Here is a 24258-nt window from a genome sequence, read left to right as displayed (position 1 = left end):
GAAGGTCTCAGGCTGTCGAGAAAATCTCGACAGCTATTATTTTTTGTAATTACTTTAATGATTCACCGCGTTAATATGCTATAATATACATATAAATAACAGGACGGTGGATAGAATGTATAAGCCAAAAAGAGAAATACAAAACGAAGCTGAATTTGTTTTTATTGATGATTTAGTACCGCAAGATCACCTATTAAGGAAGGTGGACAAGTATATTGATTTTTCTTTTATTGGTGAGAAGGTCCGTCCTTTTTATTCAGAAAATAACGGGCGTCCTTCGGACCCTATACAGCTCTTTAAGATGATGTTTATCGGATATTTTTATGGCATTCGTTCTGAACGACAATTAGAGCGTGAAATTCAGACGAATGTGGCCTATCGATGGTTCTTAGGATTAAAGCTAAACGATACAGTTCCCCATCATTCCACCATTAGTTGGAATCGGCGAACCCGTTTTAAAGATACAAATATATTTCAGGAAATTTTTGATGAGATTGTCTTCAAAGCAATTAACCACAAGATGGTTGGAGGAAGAGTTTTATTTTCCGATTCCACACACCTTAAAGCGAATGCAAACAAACATAAATTCTCTAGAGTTGAAGTGGAAGTTGAAACACGTGAATATGTAGAAGATTTAAACAAAGCTATTGAGGAAGACAGGAGAGATCATGGAAAAAAGCCTTTAAAGGAAAAGGAGGAGGTGACCGAGAAAAAGGAAATACGACTGAGCACAACTGATCCTGAATGCGGGTTTATGTCACGAGAGAATAAACAGGAGATGTTCTGTTATCTTGATCATCGAACTACCGACATGAAGTTCAACATCATAACTGATGCGTATGTTACACCAGGAAATGTTCACGATTCTGTCCCCTATCTTTCACGGTTAGACCGTCAGGTCGAACGTTTTGGATTTAAAGTAGAAGCTGTGGCACTTGATTCGGGTTACCTGACAAATCCGATTTGTAAAGGACTTAATGAACGCAATATTTTTGGAGTTATCGCTCACAGAAGATATCAATCAACAAAAGGGTTATTTCCTAAATGGAAGTTTACATATGACAAAGATAGAGATTTGTATGTTTGTCCAAATGGTCAGGAGTTACAATATCGTACAACTACAAGAGAAGGTTATCGGGAATATAAGTCAGATCCTAAAAAGTGTACTAACTGCCCACTCCTGCCTGAGTGTACAAAATCTCAAAATAAAACAAAAGTAGTTACCAGACATGTTTGGGAGGAACATAAGGAAAAGGTTCGACTTAACAGACTTTCAAAGTCAGGTAAAATACTATATAAATTTAGAAAAGAAAAAGTAGAGCGAAGCTTCGCAGATTCAAAAGAACTGCATGGGCTTCGCTATTGTAGGTTACGGGGATTGCAAAATGCGAGTGAGCAAGTGTTACTTACCGCAGCATGCCAAAACATGAAAAAGATTGCCACGCACTTAGCCAGGTTTGAAAAAGTGTGTGGCAATCTCCAGGTTCATTCCCCCTGTTGATTGGAGCGGAAGGTGCGAAGACTCCTGCGGGAGTACGGGGCTGGGGAGACCCCGCAGGCGCTTAAGCGCTGAGGAGGCTCCCCGGCACGCCCGCGGAAAGCGAAGCAACTGGAGCGGAAATCAACAGGCCTTTGGGCAGGCCAGAAAAATAAAAATTGCCGAGAAAGATACCTTTCTCGACAATCTGAGACCTTCATCTGAAGGTCTTTTATCTTCCCCATTTTAACTGTACGGTTAGTGTACAGCAGCTCATGTAACTGCTGGGGTCTGGTTGTGTTGTGAGTTCAAAGGTGACGCCGGTGGGTGTATATTTTGTCTTCACAGGCACTTTTAGACCAATCGTTTTAATCAGCCTATCTACTTCCGTTTGATTCCCCTGTTGAGCAGCTGTCATTAGCTTAACATCAAAATCCCCACTGCCTAACCGGTCCAATAGAATACTGCCCTGGTCCATTAATAACCGATAGGCTTTAATGGACTTCGTGAAAACATTGACATCCACCTGTGGATATTGCCTGTTTATTGGGTAGTAGTATTGATAACCAGGGTAGGGGGGCTGCTGTGGTTGTAGCGGGTAAGGATAATGGTAATAATCCATCATAATCCACCTTCCATATTGAGTGCACAAGGCATTATACGATATGAGATTTGGACTATTTTGGTTACAAGGGAAAAAGCGCCTGGATTTACGAAATCCAAGCGCTCTTTCCTTTCTTAGAATAAATGAACGTGTCCGCTAGAAACAGAGACATTTATTTTATTTTTCCCGGAACCATGTATTCCTTGTATTCTCTTAGTATCTTTTCCACTCCTCGTTAAAGGGAAGTCACTCGAAATATTGCCGCTGCTAACTTTGCCATTTAGATTGAAATCTGCATGATCAGGCAAATCGAGTTTTACATCTCCTGAGCTAAGGTCAATATCAATTGAATCGTTAAGTTGATCCATTTGCACTGCAAACCTCCCAGATGAAACATCTGCTTGTATGGCACCAGTATAGTGTTCAATATCTAAATTACCAGAACTAAGGTCAAAGGTACCTTTCTTTGTGGTTAAAGTGTCTATTTTAACATTGCCAGAGGAAACATCATGTGTAAATTCATCTACTTCTAAATGACCAAGATGAACATTCCCAGAACCAATATCCAAAGAAAGTTTGTTTAATTTCATTGATTCGCCGGAGAAATCCAAGCTGCCTGATCCAATTTGAATGTTCATATTACTGTTATAGTCTTCAGGAATATAGATTTTTAGCTGTCTTTTTTCTGAAAAAGAGAACCAATTGAACATTTTCCTTTTCGTTTCCACTACTATCTTATTGCCTGTTTCTTTAACGATTAGCGAGCCTTTGCCAGTTAACACCGCTTCTACATCATTTCGGTCTTCAGGAATAATCTTAGTCCGAACACTGCCCACATTTATCTCAATGGTGTCAATTGTCTTTGATAACGCAGCCCTGCCATCTTTACTTCCTCCAAAAGCAAAACCATCAAACTGGAATGTCTGATGAAAAACAAAATATAACCCCGTGATAATTAATAGGAGAACCACTATTCTCTTCATCTTAAATCACTTCCCTTCTATAGCTTAATCATAAGGGATTTCTCAAAAACTACCAATGAACCTGAGATTTATTTATTTCTAAGACTTGAGAAGTATTTAGGTACAGAAAACATCTAAAATCTATAAATAATTTCGAATACCGAAATATAAAAAATGTGATATTCTTTTGTATGGAGGTGTTGGCATTGAAAAAAATTAGTCCAAAAGAACTTCTTGAAAGAATACGAGGAGAAGAAAAAGTACTTCTTCTAGATGTTCGGGCAAGAGAAAAGTATAATGATTACCATATTGAAGATTCACAGGTTTTGAGTCTTAACATCCCAAAAACGGTAATTTTCAATCTTGAAGAAGGGAATGGGTTAGCTCAAATATCGAAGGAACAACGATTGGTTGTTACCTGCACGACTGGAAATTCCGCTACGAGATGTGCCGCTATTCTTGACGGTCTCGGCTATCAAGTCGAAGTCTTAGAAGGTGGTCTTACGGCTTGGAAGGAATATAGAAAATAAGCTTGGAGAGAAGCAACATGCTGCAGAAGATAAATAAACAACTAGAAAAAATCATGCCTTTGATTACACCCACAAGTGTAGTATTGGGAGTTTTACTTTCTACCTATATTACAGACTTTTCATATTTAATCCCTTGGATATTTGCGTTTATGACATTTGCAGGAAGTTTGAACTCGAATTTCAAATCTTTATCAGATGTTGTAAAGCATCCGCTTCCAATATTTGCAGCGATGGTGTTACTGCATATCCTCATGCCAGTATGGGCCTGGGGTGTCGGTCATATAACGTTTCAAGAGGATATTTTTACGATTACAGGCATTGTGTTAGGAATGGCGATTCCTACTGGAATAACCAGTTTTATTTGGGTTTCGATTTATAGAGGAAATATCCCGTTGACCTTATCCATTATACTTATCGATACCATTCTTTCCCCGCTCATTGTTCCGTATTGTCTGTCTTTCTTAATAGGTGAGAAAATTGAAATGGACTTTATGAGTATTATGCAGGGGTTAGTTGGAATGATTGTGCTGCCTTCGCTTCTTGGAATGTGGTTAAATCAGAGTTCAAAAGGGAACTTTACGAAAAAGTTAAGTAATACATTGGCGCCTTTTTCAAAAATCTGCCTTGGCATTGTTGTCATGCTAAATGGCGCAGTCATTGCTCCTTATTTAAAAAATATAAATCTAAAACTAATTATTATAATAGTAGTGGTCTTTTTTATTGCATTAACTGGATATCTATTTTCATTTTTAATCGGTAAATTAATCAAAGGTGATCGAGACACGGTCGTTTCTTTAGCTTTTTCTGGTGGAATGAGAAATATAAGTGCTGGGGCTGTTATTGCTGTTACCTATTTTTCCCCGGCTGTTGCGGTGCCCGTAGTTGTAGGTATGCTATTCCAGCAAATCCTCGCTTCCTTAACCGGCAGTTTTTTAGCTCGTTATTATGATAAGAAAACGATTTACTTAGAACATAGTCATAGGATTTAACATTTTGACACTTCCTTAGTGAGAAGTGTCATTTTGTATTTAAAATGGAGGTAACGGGAAAAGTAAATGAGAAAATTTTTATTGACATGAAACCAAATGGTTTTATATAATTCAGGAAGTGAAACCAAATGGTTTTATATTAAAGTGTGAAAGTGGGAGAAATCATTGGAAAATACATTACAAGATATTAAGCAAACAGTTGTCATTAACGCACCAATACAAAAGGTATGGGAGCAGGTCTCATCTGCAGAGGCTATTTCTGCATGGTTTATGCCAAATGATTTCAAACCGGAAGTGGGAGCAGAGTTTCATCTACAATCCCCATTCGGTCCATCTCCATGTAAAGTGACGGAATTTAATCCTCCTCATTCTCTATCGTTCATTTGGGATACAGAGGGCTGGTTTTTATCGTTTAGTTTAAAGGATTTGGGGGATAAAACAGAGTTCACCCTTATTCATGGCGGATGGCCACAATCTGACGCAATTATTGGCAAAGCCAACCAAAAAGCTTCTGATATTAGAAATCATATGGCTCAGGGATGGGCTGGTATCGTTCAGAAACTGCGTACCCTTTTGGAGAGCTAAGTGTCATCCTCTGCACAAAAGCATGATGTATTTCAAGCGATTGCTGACCCCACTCGAAGAGAAGTATTAAGATTACTAGCGGAAAAAGAGCGCCCCATCTCAGAAATAACAGCCCATTTTCCAATGAGCAGGACAGCCATTGCGAAACACCTTCAAGTTCTTTCAGAAGCTGAACTAGTTTATGGACAAAAGGTAGGAAGAGAGAAGATTTACCGGCTTCAACCTGAGCCGCTGACAGAACTCAAGCAATGGCTTTCGTTCTACGAAAAGTTCTGGGAGAATAAGCTTTCGATCCTTAAACATATTGTTGAAAGCTCTGAAGATCAAAGGTTGCAGGTAATAAAATCAGAACAAACCGACAAAAATTAATGTCGGTTTTTTTATTTTATAGTGACCGAAGAGCATTCAGAAAAGGCATTTGGGTCAATGCAGGAGGTCTGGAGTGACCGAAGAGCATGTAGAAAAAGCATTTGGGTCAATGCAGAAGGCCTGGAGTGACCGAAGAACATGTAGAAAAAGCATTTGGGTCAATGCAGGAGGTCTGGAGTGACCGAAGAGCATGCAGAAAAAGCATTTGGGTCAATGCAGGAGGTCTGGAGTGACCGAAGAGCATGCAGAAAAGGCATGTGGGTCAATGCAGGAAGTCTGGAGTGACTGAAGAGCATGCAGAAAAGGCATTTGGGTCAATGCAGGAGGTCTAGAGTGACCAAAGAGCATGCAGAAAAGGCATTTGGGTCAATGCAGGAGGTCTAGAGTGACCGAAGATCATTCAACTCTTGGACATTCTTTCTTTATAATTTTTTTAAAAGCCAATTTCAAGAAAATCGTGATATGATATTTGTAAACACGTGTATAGGAGAGAGAGAGATGTGGGCTTTTATTTTGGTCGTACTGGTGCTGTTTCTAATCCCAGGCCCAGCAGTGTTATTGACCTTGACTCAAACCGTAAAAGGCGGATTAAGAGCTGGCATCATTACCGGTGTTGGCATTGCGGTAGGGGATTTAATTCATACGATTGCAGCCGTTCTTGGTCTGTCAGCCATCCTTATGACATCAGCATTAGCTTTTGAAGTAGTTAAATATCTAGGCGCAGCTTATTTAATCTTTTTAGGAATAAAGGCATTGTTCGAAAAAACAAAAAAGCACGAACAGCCAAAAGTCAAAAAAGACAAATCTGCTTTATCCTTTCGACAAGCCTTACTTATTGAATTGCTTAACCCAAAAACAGCGTTATTTTTCCTTGCGTTTCTTCCGCAATTCGTAAAAGCAGATGGTCCCCCGGTAGTCTATCAACTATTAAGTTTAGGGCTAGTCTTTGTGTTAATGAGTATTTTGTACACCTCAACCTTAGCCTTTCTAGCAAGTTCATTAGGTAATAAGCTGTTTACAAAAAATAGCAAGATTTCGCGCTGGCAGGGAAAAGTCGTAGGAACTATTTACATTGGATTAGGTTTACAATTGGTCTTCCAAAGTCAAAAGTAAGCGGCACATCGAAAAGTGTGCCGCTATTATATTGACATCCTAACAGGATTTATGATATTTAAATATTGTCGGTGTTAGCACTCTGATGTTGAGAGTGCTAATGATTCGAAAACTAGTTAATCAAAATATGTAAGGAGAGGTTTCAATGGCAAAAAAGCAGTTTAAAGCTGAGTCTAAACGGCTGTTAGAAATGATGATTAACTCTATTTATACACACCGTGAGGTATTTTTAAGAGAGTTAATCTCCAATGCGAGTGATGCGATTGATAAAATCTACTACAAAGCATTAACAGATGACACATTAAGCTTCGACAAAGACAGTTACTTTATTAAAGTAATCCCTGACAAGGAAAATAGAACCTTGAAAATTATTGATACCGGGATTGGGATGACGAAGGAAGAGCTTGAGACCAACCTTGGTACGATTGCGAAAAGTGGATCTTTAGCCTTTAAAAAAGAAACAGAATTAAAAGATGGCTATGACATTATTGGTCAATTTGGTGTTGGCTTCTATGCAGCTTTTATGGTTGCAGATGTTGTAACTGTAATAAGTAAGTCATTAGGCAGTGAGGAAGCTTTTAAGTGGGAATCGGATGGAGCAGAAGGTTACACGATTGAGACTGCGGAGAAAGATTCGATTGGTACTGAAATTATTCTTAAAATCAAAGAAAACACAGAAGATGAAAATTATGATGAGTTTTTAGAAGAGTACCGTTTAAAGTCTATTATCAAAAAGTACTCTGATTTTATCCGCTATCCGATAAAAATGGACGTGTCTAGCAGAAGACCAAAAGAGGGCAGTGAAAATGAGTTCGAGGAATATGTTGAAGAACAAGTCATCAACAGCATGGTTCCTATTTGGAGAAAAAATAAAAGTGAACTAAGTGACGAAGATTACGAGAATTTCTATGCTGAAAAACGATACGGTTTTGATAAGCCGCTTAAACATATCCATATCAGTGTAGACGGGACAATTCGCTATAATGCGATTTTATATATCCCTGAGAAAATCCCATTTGACTTTTATTCAAAAGAATTTGAAAAAGGCTTGGAGCTCTATTCCAATGGCGTATTAATTATGGACAAGTGTGCAGATCTGCTTCCTGACCATTTTAGCTTCGTCAAAGGGATGGTTGATTCTGAGGACCTTTCTCTTAATATTTCAAGAGAAATGCTGCAGCATGATCGTCAACTCAAGCTTATCTCTAAAAACATAAACAAAAAAATTAAGAGTGAACTGCAAAGCTTATTAAACAATGAACGAGAAAAATATGAAGAATTTTATAAGTCGTTTGGACGTCAGTTAAAATACGGCGTTTATAGTGAATTCGGGGCCAATAAAGAAGTATTGCAGGACCTTATCATGTTCTACTCTTCCAAAGAGAAGAAGCTAGTCACATTGGATGAATATGTATCAAGAATGCCAGAAGAGCAAAAATATATTTATTACGCTTCTGGTGATTCCATTGAAAGAATCGATAAACTGCCACAGGCAGAGTTTGTCTCTGAAAAAGGCTTTGAGATTCTCTATTTCACTGAGGATATCGATGAATTTGCCATCAAAATGTTAATGACTTACAAGGAGAAAGAATTTAAATCTATCTCCTCGGGTGACTTAGGAATCGAAGGAGAAGAAAACAAGAGCGATTCCGAATCAGAGGAGAAGGAATACAAAGAAATCTTTGACTATATGAAAAATATTTTAGAGGGTAAAGTCAAGGATGTCCGAGTTTCAAAACGCTTAAAGTCTCATCCTGTCTGCCTAGCAACCGAAGGTGACATTTCTATTGAAATGGAAAAAATCCTTGCTGCCATGCCAGATAATCAAAATATTAAAGCAGATAAGGTGCTGGAGATAAATAAAAATCATGAAGTGTTCCAATCTTTAAAGGAAGCTTTTGAAAATGATAAAGAAAAGCTAGATTTGTATACAAAGTTATTATACAATCAGGCATTGCTTATTGAAGGATTGCCAATCCAGGATCCAGTAGAATTTACGAATGATATTTGTAAAATAATGGTTTAATCTACTCGATCGGACGGATTGAAGTGAGGCGCATGAAATTTTTCATGCGCCTCTTTACTTAAGGAGTTTTTTTAATGCATCGAAAAATAGTATAGTTGGTATAAGGCTGTTTTCGTTAAAGTGTTGTTAAAATTCTGAAGCCGATTTTAACGCGGAACAAACTATTTTGTGCTTGAAATTAAGTTTGTAAGCTCTTTTTTTACAACTGAAGGATATTATGCTACAAATTATAGCTCATTCGAGTGATTTTAGTCTTCAAAGGCAACAAAGTGAAAAGAGCCTAGTATAAAGAATTGGAATACAGAAAGGAGTACAAATGGTTACAAGAAGAGAAGTGGCGGAACGGGCGGGCGTTTCACCGTCGACTGTTTCGCGCGTTATTAATAACAATGGATATGTTGCAGAAGATGTACGAAAACGAATAGAAGCGGCAATCGCAGAACTGAATTATATACCGAATCGAGCAGCACAAAATTTACGGATGAAGGCATATAAACAAATTGTTTGCATAACACCTTCGATTAGTAATCCCTTTTATTCGGAAATGTTTGCCGGGATTGAGGAGATGGCCTTAGAGAAAGGATATTCCTTATCCTTATATAATATTACGAAGGAAAGACGGAATTATTTGCGGCAAGTATTAGAAGGACCATATGATGGAATGATTTTGCTAGCCCCGTACGAATTAAGTTCGATTATGGATTTTAACAAAGGTGCCCTTAAAATGCCGCTGTCGGTTTATTGGGATCGCCCTGAAAAAACAGACATTCCACATGTATTTGTTGATATGGAAAAAGTAATGAGGCAGTCTGTCGGGTATTTAATCGAAAATGGTCATAAAGAAATAATTTATTTAGGACATTATGATGAAAATCAGGGAAACCCCAGATATAAAGGATATGAAGACGCAATGAAAGCACAGAGTGTGCCTATTAAGGAATATTATAAAAATTCCATTGGAACGTATGAGGATAAGTTAACCGTGGGCTATGACGCAATAAAAGATTTATTGGCTAAAGGACAGCCATTTACAGCGGTTGCAGCAACAAATGATTCGCTGGCGGCAGGAGCAATAAGAGCCATTATTGAAAGCGGCAGGAAGGTTCCAGATGATATTTCAGTCATAGGTGTAGATAATATTGAATTAGCTAAGATCGTGACACCCACATTGACTACAATGAATATCCCAAAAATTGAAATTGGCAGACTGCTTGTAAAACAGCTGTTAGATCAAATCCTCAACGAAAGGAAACTGGCGCAAAATATTGAAGAGGAAGTGACTTTAATTGAAAGAGAATCTGTAAAAAAGAATTGACAGCGATTTCAAGGAATCTTATATTAATAGTATCATCAACTTGCAGGGAAATTCTTTTTTTTATAATAAAATGGTCACGTGACCATAGTTTTCGCCAATGTGGTCACGTGACCACTAACTTAAATCTCTGCATTTTTGGAGGATGGTTTAAGGATTAAGAAGATTGAGAGGAGAAAGCACAATGATTTGAAAAAACGATTGGGAAAATCTCGAAGTACTACAAAGGAATCGCCTAAAACCGAGATCATACTTTTTTAGCTATAGAAACAAAAATACTGCACTTTCTTACGAGCGAGGAGATTCACAAGGGTTTTTGTTGTTAAATGGAAAATGGAAGTTTCATTATGCAAATGCCCCAATTGATTCACCAAGCGATTTTTATAAAGAGGACTATTGTACCGATGATTGGTCGGAAATTCCGGTTCCATCGCATTGGCAATTAAATGGCTACGGGAGGCCGCATTATACCAATGTGCAGTATCCTTTTCCAGTAGAACCTCCTATTATTCCAACTGAAAATCCGACAGGGGCCTACAAAAGGTCGTTTTATTTAACGAAGGAGGCATTATCGGAACAGCTGCATTTGATCTTTGAAGGTGTCGATAGCTCTTTCCATGTTTGGGTAAATGGAATTGAGGTCGGTTATAGTCAAGGAAGCCGTCTTCCTTCGGAGTTTGATATTACGAATGTCGTCAAAGAAGGAGAAAACAGCATCGCTGTAAGAGTCTATCAATGGGCAGAATCTTCGTATATTGAAGATCAAGATATGTGGTGGTTAAGCGGGATTTTTAGAGATGTCTATATCGTAGCTAAACCAACGACACATATCCAAGATGTGTTTTTGGTCGGTTCATTAGAAAATCAGTTTCAGGATGGGCGTCTTAATTTTGAACTTGCTGTATCAGGTGAATCTGAAGGATATCAAGTCACCGTCGAAATCCTTGATAATGGCACGGTACTTGCCACACAAGAGTTAAAGGTAGAAAGTCGGCGCGTAACTGGTTTCCTAGAGGTAAAGCATATAAAGCAATGGAATGCTGAAACTCCAGCTTTATATGATGTGCTTGTTACACTGCACAGCCCATCAGGAGATGTAGTCGAAGTGATTCCACAAAGATGTGGATTTAAAAATGTTGAAATTAAAGGCGGTCAATTATTGGTTAATGGTGTTGCCGTTATGTTTAAAGGTGTTAATCGACATGATGCACATCCGGATTTTGGGCGCGCCGTTCCTGTTAGTTCCATGATTGAGGATTTAACATTAATGAAGCAGAATAATATTAATGCAATTCGCACAGCCCATTATCCAAATGACCCGCGTTTTTATGAGCTTTGCGATCAATTCGGCTTTTATGTCATTGATGAAACAGACCTTGAATGCCATGGGTTCGTCTATATTGATCAGCCGCATTTATTAAGTGATGACCCAGCATGGCAGGCAGCATATATTGATCGAATGGAAAGATTAGTAGAAAGGGATAAAAATCACCCATCTGTGATTATGTGGTCATTAGGAAATGAATCAGGGTTTGGACAAAATCACGTGGCCATGTACGAATGGGCAAAAAGAAGAGATCCTTCAAGATTAGTTCATTATGAAGGAGAAACAAGAGAAATCATGAACGAGTGTAATTATGTTCCAGACAGGGATCCCATTGCAACTGACGTTCACACTACCATGTACACTCCGATTGAGAAAATGAAGGTTATTGGCGGCTTGAAGAATTTGAAGAAGCCTCATATTTTATGTGAGTATGCCCATGCTATGGGAAATGGACCAGGAGGTCTTAAAGAATATTGGGAAACGTTTTATGCCTATGATCGATTACAGGGTGGATTTGTCTGGGAATGGGTCGATCATGGTTTAAGACAACATTCGCCAGAAGGAAAGGAATATTTTGCTTATGGCGGCGATTTTGGTGAAACACCACATGATGGCAACTTTGTCATCGATGGACTCGTCCGTCCTGATCGTCAACCTTCACCAGCATTAGCTGAGTTGAAAAAGGTCATTGAACCAGTAGTGGTTTCCCAATTTAATTTTAATGAAAAGACAATAAAGGTTCAAAACCGCTATGATTTTTCCGATTTGGCAAAATTACAATGTCAGTGGTATATCGAAGCAGACGGTAAGATAATCGAAAGTGGGATAGTTGATGTGCCGGCTATTGCTGCAAATATGACAAAAGTGATTGAATTGCCGATTCGCGTACCAAATGTTGTGCTTGATAATACGGATTATTGGTTAAATCTTGTGTGGACAACGAAGGAAACAACTCTTTGGGCAGCTTCAGGCCATACCGTCGCATGGTCGCAGCACGAACTGCCAATTTCAAATTATATTGCAGTTGAATCACAACAAGCAGGACGATTAACGGTAGCAGAAGAAGCGTCAAAAATATATGTTTCAGGGTCTCATTTTCAATTGGTTTTCAATAAACAAAATGGGCGAATTGAGGAATATTTCTATGATGGGCATCTCATGCTGCATAAAGGTCCAAGGTTAAATTTTTGGAGAGCACCGATTGATAATGATTTATTAGGATCTGGTGAGTTTAGTGCGAAGCCGGTTGCGAAGGATTGGAAGGAATTTGGGGTTGATTCAATCCAGCATCGAATGAAACAAACGAAAGTAACGATCCAAGAAGACCAGCAGGCAGTCATCATTGAGTGTGAAACGAAGGCAGCTCCTCCTGTGATCGCATGGGGATTTGATGTGACCTACGTATATACTATTAAAGCAAATGGAAGTATTTTGGTAGAAATCAATGGGGTCAAGATCGGTCAAGGTCCTGCTTATTTGCCTCGAATTGGTGTGGAGATGACTGTAAATAATGGGTACGATGGGGTTGAATGGTATGGCTTAGGTCCAGATGAAGCTTATGTGGATAGTAAACAGGCTGCGCGGATGGGCGTTTGGTCTTCAAGCATCGATGGTTTGCATACACCGTATATTTTCCCACAAGAAAACGGTAACCGTCACCAAAACAAATGGGCGAGCTTTTCACAAGAGAACGGCAAAAGTATGCTCGTTACTGGCCATTCCTTTGACTTTTCGGCAAGTTATTATACGGTTCAACAGTTGGAAACAGCAAAGCATACCTATGACCTATTCAAGCAGCCTTATATTACTGTCCATCTTGATAAACAGCAATATGGCTTAGGTTCTGCAAGTTGTGGAGAAGATGTACAAGACCAATATCGCCTAAGAAATGAAGATTTTCAATTTTCATTTGCGATTTTACCGTATGATAAAAATGCGCATTCCCCTATAGGTCTAAGTAAAAAATACAGTAAGTATTATGTAGACAGGAGTATAACGTAGGAAACAGCTATTAGTCCCTTAGTCACTACGATTTAATGTAAAAGTAGAAAAATAGCTCCAGCAATCTCTTGTGCAACGCTGGAGTTTTTTGGAGGTTTTTCAACGGTGATTTTCGATAGAATAGAAAATTTGGCTATGTATACATTTTTAAATGATCATTTAAATGAAGCTATTAAACATATTCTTAGCAGGTCATTACTTGATTCTTATACTGGAAATAGTTTTCATAAAAACACGATCCAATTCACCACAACACCTGTTAAAGAAAAGAAATTTGAAGCTCACAAGAAATTTATCGATATTCATATTGTCATAGAAGGTAAAGAATATGTCGAGTGTGTCAATATTGGTTCCTTGACAGATATGACAGAGTATGATGAAGAACATGATATTTTATTTGGTGATACAAAATCAACCTCAAAGTTTTCTGGATATTTAGAGGAAGGCTATGCCCTTATTTGTTTTCCACAAGATGCTCATTTAGTAGGAGCCCATCTCAACTCCGTGCAGGAAATAAAAAAGGTTGTTTTCAAAGTCCCACTATAAATACAAAACTAAATAGTTACTTTAAAAAAGAGGTTTTTATGTCAAAAGCCTCTTTTGGTGTTTCCTTAAAGTGACAAAAAAGCTACAAAATTCGACTTTTTGAACTTTCAGTCTTTTGATATGATAATATTAGTGAAACGAAACTTCCATTGAAAAGGGGGGCTTGGAGTGTACAAAGTAATCATTGTTGATGACGAAAAAAACATTCGTGACCGGTTGGCTCAATTTTTTCCTTGGTCTGAAGTAGGGTTTGAAGTAGCCGGCACAGCTGAAAATGGCGTTGAAGCATTGGAGCTTATTAAACAGGAGTGTCCCCATGCAGTGTTGACAGACGTTCTTATGCCTGAGATGACTGGATTAGAGCTGGCTGCAGAGATAAGAACATCCTATCCCGATATAAAAGTGGTCATACTAAGTGCTTATGACGATTTTAAATATGCCCAAGCTGCCATTCGTTCTGGTGTTAAGGGTTATTTGTTGAAGCCATTAATGAAAAATGACTTTTTCAATGTTTTTACGAAACTAGCAGAAGAATTAAGAGAAGATCAAGAAGTGAAAGAAGTGAATCGAGTCGAGGAATTAATGCTATTAGATTTAATTAAAGGCGAAAATCTATCACAGTATGTGGACCATTGGAATCAGCAAACACAAAGCTTTAGAGTTGCCATTTTTTCCTTTGATCGGCTGTTTAAAGAGGCGTCCACTTTTTCAATCAGGCAGAAGATTACAGAGCTTGCTGCAGGTTTTTGGAATCGCTATCAAGTTCCGATTTTGTTTTACGGAAATAGTCTGATTGTGTTAAGTACCGATTCCAAGCTTGTTTCGAAACAGAATCTCTTATCGAAAATTAACCTGTTCATTGATTCACTAAGAGATAACCTTGGTGACTTATTTAAGGATCAGGAGAATTTTGTTGTAGGTGTTGGCAATCCAGCATGCACGTATCAAGAAATTTGCCGTTCATACAATGAGGCGGTTTACGCGTATAGCTATAAATACTTTAATGAGCATGAAACGGTATTCTTCCATGAAGATTTGACAGTCGATGGTAATAGAGGGAATCAAACAGAAATACAAAATTTTATGTTAGACCATGTCAACAAAATTGAAAATCGCCTGATGGAGTCGATGAAATCGGAAGGGAAAATGTCCATTGGTGATTTAGTCAATCATTTCTTTGACCCATACAAACAGATTGGCGGACTGTCGATTGCCGAAATACGTAGTTCCTGTTCTGAACTTATTATTATTCTTATGTTCCGATTTAAAGAGAAGGGACTTTCTCTCTCGTCTATTGACCAGCAGCATGTATTAGGCAGAATTTACGAGATTGATTCCTTAAAGGAATTAAAGCGATGGCTGGCGCAAATGTTGGAAACGATTTCTTTTGATTTGATCCATCAGGATAAAAAGGATGTAAACAGTTACGTTCTTATGGCTAAGGAATATGTAAAGAAAAATTATCAGGAACGGATTACACTTGAGGATATTTCACACCGATTATTCTTGCATCAAGCTTATTTCAGTGCGATTTTTAAAAAGGAGACAGGACAAAATTTTATTGATTATGTCAATCAGATTCGTGTGGATAAAGCGGTGCAGCTTCTTAAAAATACGGATTATAAAATCAAGGTGATCTCCGATATGGTTGGTTTTCAAAGCCATTCGTATTTTAACAAAGTATTTAAAAATGAAACAGGTGTTACCCCTGTTGTGTTCAGAAGACAGTAAACCAGGTCAGACCTCAGGAGGTACACCATGAATAAAGATAAAAAGCTCCATTTCCATACCTTTTTATTAAGATTCTCGTTAATCGCCGTATTTGTATTTCTTTTGCTGTTAAGCAGTTTATATTATATAAAAATAAAAGACTTTATTGAAGAAAAGAAAGAATCGTCGATCCAGTTACGAATGGACCAGATTTCTACGGAGTTGCAAACGGAGTTTAATAGCCTCTATGAAACGACCAACAATTTAAGGACCAATGAGATTGTTATTCGGTATCTAGATGAATTAAGCGGCTCAGAGATAAGTCCGACAGAGAAGTATTACCAGAATTCCGGATTTGAAGATTACTTAAATACCATTAGACAAAACAACAAACTGATAGATAACATCCTCATTATTACTCCAAATACTCAATACAGTTCTGATCAAAAATATGTAAATTTTAAGTTGAATGGAATGAAGGTAAAATCAGACGAGGAAAATAATTTTCACTTTTTTAATTTAGGTGAGGCAAGCAGCAAAATTGAGCTGCTTTCATCAGATAAGGAAAGTGGAATGGAAGAGTTAAATAACCGTTTGTTTTTTGGTACAAATATCATTTCTGCGGACGGGGTCCATAAAGGAGTTATTTTACTATTTATCAATCCAAAAAATTTAGATGATTCACTCTTTTATGCGAACCAAATTCGCTTATTTGATCATAATGGACAAATGTTTTTTAAAGGTGAACAGGTAAGAGGGGATGTTCCTGAAAATCTTGATGGATTGAATCACGACAAAAAGGAGCTACTAGCTTGGGAAGATACAGGCGTCTATTATTCAAGCATCCCCTTTTATAATTTTCAGCTTATTTATGAAGATTCATTAGGTTTTTATAAAAAACAAATTGGACTAATGTGGAAGATGATTGTATTAACATTCGTTTGTTCGGCTTTGGTTGCCATTATTTTTTCAAGAATGATAGGCCGAAAGGTTATTCAGCCGCTTTACCAATTAATCATATCGATTAAGGAGTATGAAGAAAGCAGAAATTATAGCAGTTTTGTACAGCAAAAAAAAATGCCCCGAATGAAACTAAGCTTACAGGAGCGCTTCTTTTTTTATTTTGTGATAACGGTTTTGCTTCCATTATTCATTTATATTGGTATTCTCTACGGACAAACCTCCCGACTTGTTTCGGGAGATATGCAGGAAAGCTATCATTCCGTGCATGAAAAGATGGCTCGGTTGATGAATAACGAAATTAACCAACAAGAGCTAATAATGGCGCGAATTGCGTTTAATAACAATGTTCAGCTTCACATTTTGGAACATGATGCAGAAAAGATTGGCCAACAATTAGTAGATAGAAGACAATTCCTCGAATTAAGACGGCAAAATATCAAAATTTATGATGAGTCTGGAAAGATTTTGTATACAAACATGCATAATCAAGAGAAGGAAATGGCTACGGAATTTATGGAGAATTTAGCAAGCTCTGGTCGGAAGATAAGTTATACCCTAGAAAAGGATCGCTTTAATAATGTTACCATTGTGATTGGGATGCCGATTTTTTCCCCAGTGGAATATTCAAACATTATTGGCTTTATAACAGTTGATATTGAAAAAAATCAATTGGAAAAGTATTATTCTGATTGGCAAAAAACAGGTCTTGAAATGTTGCTCGCTGATAAACGAAACATGATTCTGTCTCATCCGAATCCGCTGAAAGTTGGCAAAATTTTTGATAGTAAAGAGAAAATGTTGCAAGATGAAGGCTCTAATGTTCATGCTTACAGCACAGAAATTACTGGTCTAGACTGGGAATTTATTTCAAAATACAATTATTCTGATATTCAAAAGCAGGTCAATCAATTGTTTATCAGTGACCTCTATCTATTTTTTTTCATCATCCTAATGTTGCTTGTTTTTGCCTATTGGATTTCGAAAAGGATGCACAGACCGATTGGACAGTTGAACGAATTGGTTCAAACTTTTGATTTAAAGGGCTCCCATCATGATGTAGTTGAGCGATTATCCGGAATTGAAGAAGTTGACTCCCTAACTAAAAACTTCAATCAAATGATGGAGAGAATGGAAGATTTGATTCATGAGACTATTTTGACGAATCAAGAGCGGATCCAATTGAAATTTGAAAAACGCGAGCTGCAGCTCAATGCGCTTCAATCTCAAATCAATCCTCACTTTTTATACAATACACTCGACAATTTGATCTTCCTTGTCGAAGCAAATGAAACGGATAAAGCAACAGAAATGATTGCATCCTTAAGCCGATTTTTCCGTTTTATTACCAATCGGGAACAATTTATGATTACGCTCCGGGATGAACTGGTATACACGAAAACCTATATCAAAATTATGTCCTACCGGTTCGATAATTTTGAATGCGTATGGGATGTAGATGAAAAACTATTAAATTATAAAACGGTCAAGCTGATTCTGCAGCCGGTCATTGAAAATGCCATTCATCATGGGGCAAGGAAAACAAAGGACATGGTGACAATCCACATTTCTGGCGAGCTGAAAGAGGAAGAAATTCATATCGTTGTAAAGGATAATGCAGTGGGAATAGGAGAAGAAGAACTGACTGTCATAAAAAGTCACCTAGCTGCTACTTCATTGGATAAAGCTGGTATATACAATGTGAACGGGAGAATACGGTTACAATTCGGAGGAAAATATGGGCTTTGTATAGAAAGTGAACGAGGTAAAGGCACAAAAGTTACGATTGTTCTCCCCGCTGTTTTATAAATCTAATGTTTTAGAGGATTACTCTAGAGGAAATTTTTTCTTTTGGGGTAACCTCTATTTTTATGCTTTTAAGAAAATAAAAATAGCTTTAAATAGTGTTATTTCTCCTTAATAAATTTAACAAATCTTTAAATAGTGTTATTTCTCCTTAATAAATTTAACAAATCTTTAAATAGTGTTATTTCACCTTAAGAAAGTTTAACTTTCTTAAAAGAAATTATACTATTCTAAAAATAGAAAACGTTTTCAGAAAAAACAAAAAAAGAGGAGGATAATTAAACGTTTTTAAACGTAGTTAGTTTAATCATCTGTGCGAACGCAATTATTTTAAAGAAAAAGTGACACTAATTGGTTAAGGGGGAGCAATAGTTGAAAAGGAAATTAAAAGCACTTTCATTTGCGGCTGTTTCAGGTGCACTCATTTTTACATCGGCATGTTCAAATAAGGAAACAAGTAAGGAAGCAGAAAAAGTTGAAGTAGGAAGCTTGCCTAAAGCTGGTGATTTTTCTAAACAGGTTGAACTTAATCTTTCAGGGTCTTTCACAAGGGGCAAGGCGGAAGATGGAAACTATGTTCAAAAGAGATTAGAAGAGCAATTTCATGTCAAAATTATTAATACGAAAACGGATACGTGGAATACGGACCAAGTAAACTTAATGGTTGCATCCGGGGATCTTCCTGATACATTTGGTTTTACAGCAGGAGGCAAGTCAGCACAAGAATTATTTGATTCTGGATTAACTAGAACGATTCCGAAAGAGATGCTTGAAAAATATGCACCTCGATATATGAAAATGTTATCTGAAAATCCACCAGGGCCAATCATGAACTTAAAACAGGGAACCGATAATGAGTACTTACAATTAGTTGGCCAATACGACCATGTTGATGGTGTGGCTTGGGGACCAACATTCCGACTTGATTGGCTGGAAAAATTGGGTATTGATTCTCCTGGAGAAATAAAGCAAGTTGGACCAAGCGGCGGCCGTGAAAAAATTTATTTTACAGAAGGTGCCTATACACTTGATGAAGTGGAAGAAATTTTGAAAGCCTTTACTTTTGATGACCCAGATGGAAATGGAAAGAATGATACCTATGGAATCTCGCCATATAACAATCAAATCCACTGGTCAGCTTCGTTAATGGGGGCATTTGGATTGGCCCCTGGTTATAACTTTATCGAAGATGGAAAATTGGTTCAAACTGAGGTTTCAAAAAAATATAAAGATTTCCTAAAATTAATGGCAAAGTGGTATAAAATGGGATTGGTTGATCCCGAATTTACAACCCTTGACAATAATAAAAGCTGGGAAAAATACAAGCAAGGTAAAATAGGCTACTATATTGCGCAGCCTTCCTATATTGCTATGGATGATTGGGCTAAAGGCCGTGCACCACAGAACATCGTTGAAAATCCAGATTCCACTGCCAAATTGCTTGCAACTGCACCGGAAATTGGCAAGGATGGACAGCAGGGTGTAGGAGCCTATCTCCCAGTTGTAAATTTAGCAGATGCATTCTATGTTTCAAAGCATGTAACGGATGAAGAATTAGCGAGAATCCTGCAAATCTTTGATTATATTAACTTTGATAATGAGGCAAGATGGACATTGTATGGAGAAGTGGGCGTGCATTCTGATTGGGAAGGAACACCAGAAAAGTCCGCGCTTAAAGTAACTCCAGAATTTGCAAAGGAAGAAGGAAATTCTGGATTTTGGGCATACAATTTCCGTACTTACGATAAAGAGCGTGTACAATGGTTCCAATCCGAGTATACAAATAAATTAAAAAGTGAGTTCTATGCTCGTGAAGATGTGAAAGAAAAGATGCTGATCCGTCCGTATAAATGGGATATCTTAAATGAAACGAAATTAAAAGAACTTTCCAAACGTTATAGTGGACAACTAACGACTATTGTCGACGAATTTAGGATGAAAGCGATTGTCGGTGAAGTTGACATCGATAAAGAGTGGGATAATTACGTTGAAAATTGGATGAATAACGGCGGGAAAGAAACTCTTGCTGAGTTAGAAAAAGCTCCTAAGGTTTCCGATTTGTTAAAGAAATAAATGTGCATTTTTTGAATGGATCCAAATCACATAGGAATGGATGTAATCGGATTCATCTTTCAAAATACTTAAAATCACTTTGAGAGGCGCATGAATATTTCATGCGTCTCCACTATTTTTAGTTGTCTTAAAATAGTGTTACTTTACCTAAAGATAATAAAACTATTACATTAGAAATTATATTATTCTAAATACAGGAAACGTTTTCAACGCGAATAATGAGAGGAGGACATCTTATGCAGACGGTATTACAAAAGACAGAAACAGAAACAAAACCTCAGCGCAAAGCTAGCACTAAATGGACCGAAATGAAAAAGATGAAAACGCTTTATATCATGCTGGCAATCCCGATGGTGATGCTTTTTATCTTCCATTACATTCCGATGTACGGGATATTAATTGCTTTTAAGAATTTTTCTCCAGGCTTGGGGATATGGGATAGCCCGTGGAATAACTTTGAACACTTTAAAAGGCTGTTTAGTGATTTCTTGTTTTTAAGGGCATTACAAAATACAGTGGTAATCAGTTTATTAAAACTTATTATTGTGTTTCCAGCACCGATTATCTTTGCGATTTTGTTAAATGAAGTTAAGAATGAAAAGTTTAAAAAGGTGAGTCAATCGATCTCCTATTTACCACATTTCATGTCCTGGGTTATTTTATCGGCAATGGTCATTGAAGTGTTTTCACCGCAAAGAGGAATTATCAATTTCTTTATTACTCTTGTTGGCGGGGATCCAATCAACTTTATGTCGGACAAAGCATCCTTCATTCCAATTCTAATCTTAACAGATATGTGGAAAGAAGTTGGTTGGGGAGCAATCATCTACTTAGCATCAATTGCCTCCATTGATCCACAGTTGTATGAAGCAGCTGAAATGGATGGAGCAGGAAGATTCCACAAAATGATTCATGTTACTCTTCCATCGATTATGCCAATGGTCATCATCTTGTTTATTCTTCGACTTGGAAGCGTGTTGAATGCAGGTTTTGACCAAATCCTTAACTTGTACAACCCGTTAGTCTATGAAGTGGCTGATATTATCGATACGTATGTATATCGAAGTGGTTTGGAGCAATTCCAATTTGACTATGCAACAGCAGTAGGATTATTTAAAAACGTTGTCGGAATTATCCTGATTCTTTCTGCAAACGCTATTATTCGCAGAAAAAGTGAACACGGAATTTGGTAGGAAGGAGGGCTTATTATGGGGGCTACGCGGAAAAAGATTTCTTTATTTGATATTCTCAATGTGACGGGATTCGTTTTGTTTTCAATCATCGTGCTATATCCTTTCTGGCAGACTATTGTTTTATCATTCTCAGATGCGAATGCATCTTCAAGCCTTGGAGTTCATTTATGGCCTGACCGGTGGATTACAGATGCCTATGAATTTGTGTTTTCATACGGGAACATTATGAAAGCATACGTAAATACGATTGTTCGTACCGTGGCTGGTACCATCTTAATTGTTACATTTACGATCTTGGCTGCCTATCCGCTTTCGAAAAAAGAATTACCTTACCGTAATTTCTTTACAATATTTTTCTTGATTGCGATGTTTTTTTCAGGGGGAATCATTCCCGATTATCTATTAATAAAGAATTTAGGTTTGCTTGACAACAGCTTGGCTCTGATTTTACCGTCAGCAGTGAATGTATTCTTTATCATTATCATGCGAAACTATTTTATGACTATTGATAAAGGGATTGAAGAATCTGCGATTATTGATGGAGCAAACTATTTCCAAATTTTAACGAAAATTATTATTCCAATTTCAAAGCCGGTTATTGCCACAGTAGCACTTTGGGCAGCGGTGTATCATTGGAATGAGTGGTTCCACGCGCTTGTTTATATCCAGGATGACGCTAAAACTGTGTTACAAATCGTTGTTCGGGACATGCTGACGGCGATGGATTTATCAAGTAATTCTAGTACCTCAATGGGCGGCGGTGGAATGAGCGGTTCAGAGCTCCTGTTGAGTAATGTTCGGGCAGCAACTGTTATCATCTCTATCGGTCCAATTGTTCTAATCTATCCGTTTGTACAAAAATACTTTATTAAAGGAATCATGATTGGTTCTTTAAAAGGTTAAAAGGGGGATGTATTCATGAAAAAATTTACAAAAGCACTTTCACTTGCGGCTATTTCAGGTGCACTGATTTTTACAGGGGCGTGTTCGAATAAGGAAGCAAGTAAAGAAGCAGAGAAAGTTGATGTCGCAAGCTTGCCAGAAGCTGGGGATTTTTCTAAAAAACTTGAGCTTAATCTATCAGGGTCTGTTACAAGAGGCAAGGTTGAGGATGGAAACTATGTTCAAAAGAGATTAGAAGAGCAATTTAACATCAAAATCATCAATACAAAAACGGATACTTGGAATGCTGACCAGGTAAACTTAATGGTTGCATCCGGGGATCTTCCTGATACATTTGCTTTTACTACAGGTGGAAAGACAGCACAAGAATTATATGATTCTGGCTTAACAAGAACGATTCCAAAAGAAATGCTGGAAAAATATGCTCCACGTTATATGAAGATGTTATCTGAAAATCCTCCAGGGCCAATCATGAACCTGAAAAAGGGCACAGATAATGAATATTTACAATTAATTGGTCAATATGCTCATGTCGATGGTTTGGTTTGGAGCCCAACATTCCGCCTCGATTGGATGGAGAAATTAGGCATAAAGCCGCCTGGTGAAATCAAGCAAGTAGGACCAAGCGGAGGTCGTGAAAAGATCTATTATACAGATGGTGCTTACACGATTGAAGAATTGGAAGAAATTTTGAAAGCCTTTACGTTCGACGATCCTGATGGGAATGGAAAGGACGATACGTACGGAATTTCACCTTGGAATAACAATACCAACTGGGCTGCTTCACTAACGGGTTCATTTGGAATTGCACTTTCTGCTAATTATAACTTAATGGAAGATGGAAAACTGGTTACGACTGAGATTTCACAAAAGTATAAAGCATTTCTAAAGCAAATGGCAAAATGGTATGAAATGGGCCTAATTGACCCTGAATTTACGACACTTGACGATAAGAAGAGCTGGGAAAAGTACAAGCAAGGAAAAGTCGGCTACTATATTGCACAGCCAGCCTATATTGCAATGGATGACTGGGCAAAAGGCCGTGCACCTCAAAACATCGTTGAAAATCCAGACTCTACAGCTAAATTACTTGCGACAGCACCAGAAATTGGAAAGGATAACCAGCAAGGTGTAGGTGCATTTATTCCGGTTGGAAATTTAGCGGATGCATTCTATGTATCGAAGGATGTTACGGATGAAGAATTAGCCAGAATTCTTCAAGTTTTTGATTATATTAACTTCGATAATGAAGCAAGATGGACATTGTATGGAGAAATTGGCGAGCATTCTGATTGGGAGGGTACTCCGGCTAAATCAGCTATAAAGGTGCGACCAGAATTTGCTGAGCAAGAAGGAAATTCAGGCTTCTGGGCCTACAACTTCCGTACGTATGATCAAGAGAGGACACAATGGTTTACTTCTGAATATACGATGAAATTAAAACATGACTTCTATGCCCGTGAAGATGTGAAAGAAAAAATGATGATTCGTCCTTATAAATGGGACTTATTAAACGAAACAAACCTTAAGGAAGTTGAAAAGCGTTATAAAGGTCAACTTGATACGATTGTCGCTGAATTTAGAATGAAAGCAATCGTCGGCGAAGTTGATATCGATAAAGAATGGGATAATTACGTTGAAAATTGGATGAATAATGGCGGTAAGGAATTGCTTGCTGAGCTAGAAAAAGCGCCAAAGGCATCAGATTTAATGAAGCAATAAATTAATAATTAAATGTGGGTGCTTTGGTACCCACATTTAATTTGAATTAC

The 24258-nt window shown here is 37.6% G+C and carries 18 protein-coding genes; 16 read left to right on the top strand and 2 right to left on the bottom strand.

Annotated features, from left to right (window positions below; all coding sequences use genetic code 11):
• Positions 1-115: 115 nt before the first annotated feature.
• Positions 116-1501, top strand: a complete 1386-nt coding sequence (locus tag QFZ31_RS17520; RefSeq protein ID WP_307301853.1) for an IS1182 family transposase — start codon at positions 116-118, stop codon at positions 1499-1501.
• A gap of 208 nt (positions 1502-1709) precedes the next feature.
• On the opposite strand, the gene QFZ31_RS17515 is transcribed toward QFZ31_RS17520, so the two are convergent.
• Together QFZ31_RS17515 and QFZ31_RS17510 are read right to left on the bottom strand one after the other, a co-directional pair.
• Positions 1710-2099 carry a hypothetical protein gene (locus QFZ31_RS17515; RefSeq protein WP_307305090.1) on the bottom strand — a complete coding sequence of 130 codons (390 nt, stop codon included), beginning with the start codon at positions 2097-2099 and terminating at the stop codon, positions 1710-1712.
• Positions 2100-2215: 116 nt separating this feature from the next.
• Positions 2216-3064, bottom strand: coding sequence for a DUF4097 domain-containing protein (locus tag QFZ31_RS17510; RefSeq protein WP_307305088.1), 849 nt, complete (start codon positions 3062-3064; stop codon positions 2216-2218).
• A 176-nt stretch (positions 3065-3240) separates the two neighbouring features.
• On the opposite strand from QFZ31_RS17510, the gene QFZ31_RS17505 reads away from it, so the two are divergent.
• The 15 genes from QFZ31_RS17505 (at position 3241) to QFZ31_RS17435 (ending at position 24208) form a co-directional block, all read left to right on the top strand.
• Entirely contained in the window at positions 3241-3573 is a 333-nt protein-coding gene (locus QFZ31_RS17505; protein ID WP_307311634.1) for a rhodanese-like domain-containing protein, read from the top strand.
• 17 nt (positions 3574-3590) lie between these two features.
• The gene (locus tag QFZ31_RS17500; protein ID WP_307305086.1) at positions 3591-4562 is read left to right on the top strand and encodes a bile acid:sodium symporter family protein; all 972 of its coding nucleotides are present in this window, start codon (positions 3591-3593) and stop codon (positions 4560-4562) included.
• 165 nt (positions 4563-4727) lie between these two features.
• Positions 4728-5147 (top strand): SRPBCC family protein, encoded by a 420-nt coding sequence (locus QFZ31_RS17495; protein ID WP_307305085.1) that lies wholly within the window; start codon positions 4728-4730, stop codon positions 5145-5147.
• Complete coding sequence (locus QFZ31_RS17490) at positions 5148-5516, top strand: ArsR/SmtB family transcription factor (protein ID WP_307305082.1); 369 nt, start codon at positions 5148-5150, stop codon at positions 5514-5516. It begins immediately after the preceding gene.
• Between the two features lie 498 nt (positions 5517-6014).
• On the top strand, positions 6015-6629 hold the full coding sequence (locus tag QFZ31_RS17485) for a LysE family translocator (protein WP_307305079.1): 615 nt from the start codon (positions 6015-6017) through the stop codon (positions 6627-6629).
• Between the two features lie 145 nt (positions 6630-6774).
• Positions 6775-8655 carry a molecular chaperone HtpG gene (gene htpG, locus QFZ31_RS17480; RefSeq protein ID WP_307305077.1) on the top strand — a complete coding sequence of 627 codons (1881 nt, stop codon included), beginning with the start codon at positions 6775-6777 and terminating at the stop codon, positions 8653-8655.
• A gap of 316 nt (positions 8656-8971) precedes the next feature.
• The gene (locus tag QFZ31_RS17475) at positions 8972-9970 is read left to right on the top strand and encodes a LacI family DNA-binding transcriptional regulator (protein WP_307305074.1); all 999 of its coding nucleotides are present in this window, start codon (positions 8972-8974) and stop codon (positions 9968-9970) included.
• 316 nt (positions 9971-10286) lie between these two features.
• Positions 10287-13295 (top strand): glycoside hydrolase family 2 TIM barrel-domain containing protein, encoded by a 3009-nt coding sequence (locus QFZ31_RS17470; protein WP_307305071.1) that lies wholly within the window; start codon positions 10287-10289, stop codon positions 13293-13295.
• A gap of 105 nt (positions 13296-13400) precedes the next feature.
• Positions 13401-13841, top strand: a complete 441-nt coding sequence (locus tag QFZ31_RS17465; protein ID WP_307305069.1) for a YhcH/YjgK/YiaL family protein — start codon at positions 13401-13403, stop codon at positions 13839-13841.
• Between the two features lie 168 nt (positions 13842-14009).
• The gene (locus tag QFZ31_RS17460) at positions 14010-15572 is read left to right on the top strand and encodes a response regulator (RefSeq protein ID WP_307305066.1); all 1563 of its coding nucleotides are present in this window, start codon (positions 14010-14012) and stop codon (positions 15570-15572) included.
• 27 nt (positions 15573-15599) lie between these two features.
• A complete protein-coding gene (locus tag QFZ31_RS17455; protein ID WP_307305062.1) occupies positions 15600-18320 on the top strand; it encodes a sensor histidine kinase in 2721 nt (906 codons plus the stop codon).
• 369 nt (positions 18321-18689) lie between these two features.
• Positions 18690-20390, top strand: a complete 1701-nt coding sequence (locus QFZ31_RS17450) for an ABC transporter substrate-binding protein (RefSeq protein ID WP_307305058.1) — start codon at positions 18690-18692, stop codon at positions 20388-20390.
• A 236-nt stretch (positions 20391-20626) separates the two neighbouring features.
• Positions 20627-21583: an ABC transporter permease gene (locus QFZ31_RS17445; protein ID WP_307305057.1), complete on the top strand. Its 957-nt coding sequence runs from the start codon at positions 20627-20629 to the stop codon at positions 21581-21583.
• Positions 21584-21598: 15 nt separating this feature from the next.
• Positions 21599-22486 carry a carbohydrate ABC transporter permease gene (locus QFZ31_RS17440; RefSeq protein ID WP_307305054.1) on the top strand — a complete coding sequence of 296 codons (888 nt, stop codon included), beginning with the start codon at positions 21599-21601 and terminating at the stop codon, positions 22484-22486.
• 15 nt (positions 22487-22501) lie between these two features.
• A complete protein-coding gene (locus tag QFZ31_RS17435; protein WP_307305052.1) occupies positions 22502-24208 on the top strand; it encodes an ABC transporter substrate-binding protein in 1707 nt (568 codons plus the stop codon).
• The last annotated feature ends 50 nt before the right edge of the window (positions 24209-24258 follow it).

The sequence above is a fragment of the Neobacillus niacini genome, from assembly GCF_030817595.1.
Lineage (GTDB): Bacteria > Bacillota > Bacilli > Bacillales > Cytobacillaceae > Neobacillus > Neobacillus niacini_G.
The sequence above is the reverse complement of the archived record's forward strand: the minus strand, read 5'-3'. Positions and strand labels throughout refer to the sequence as shown.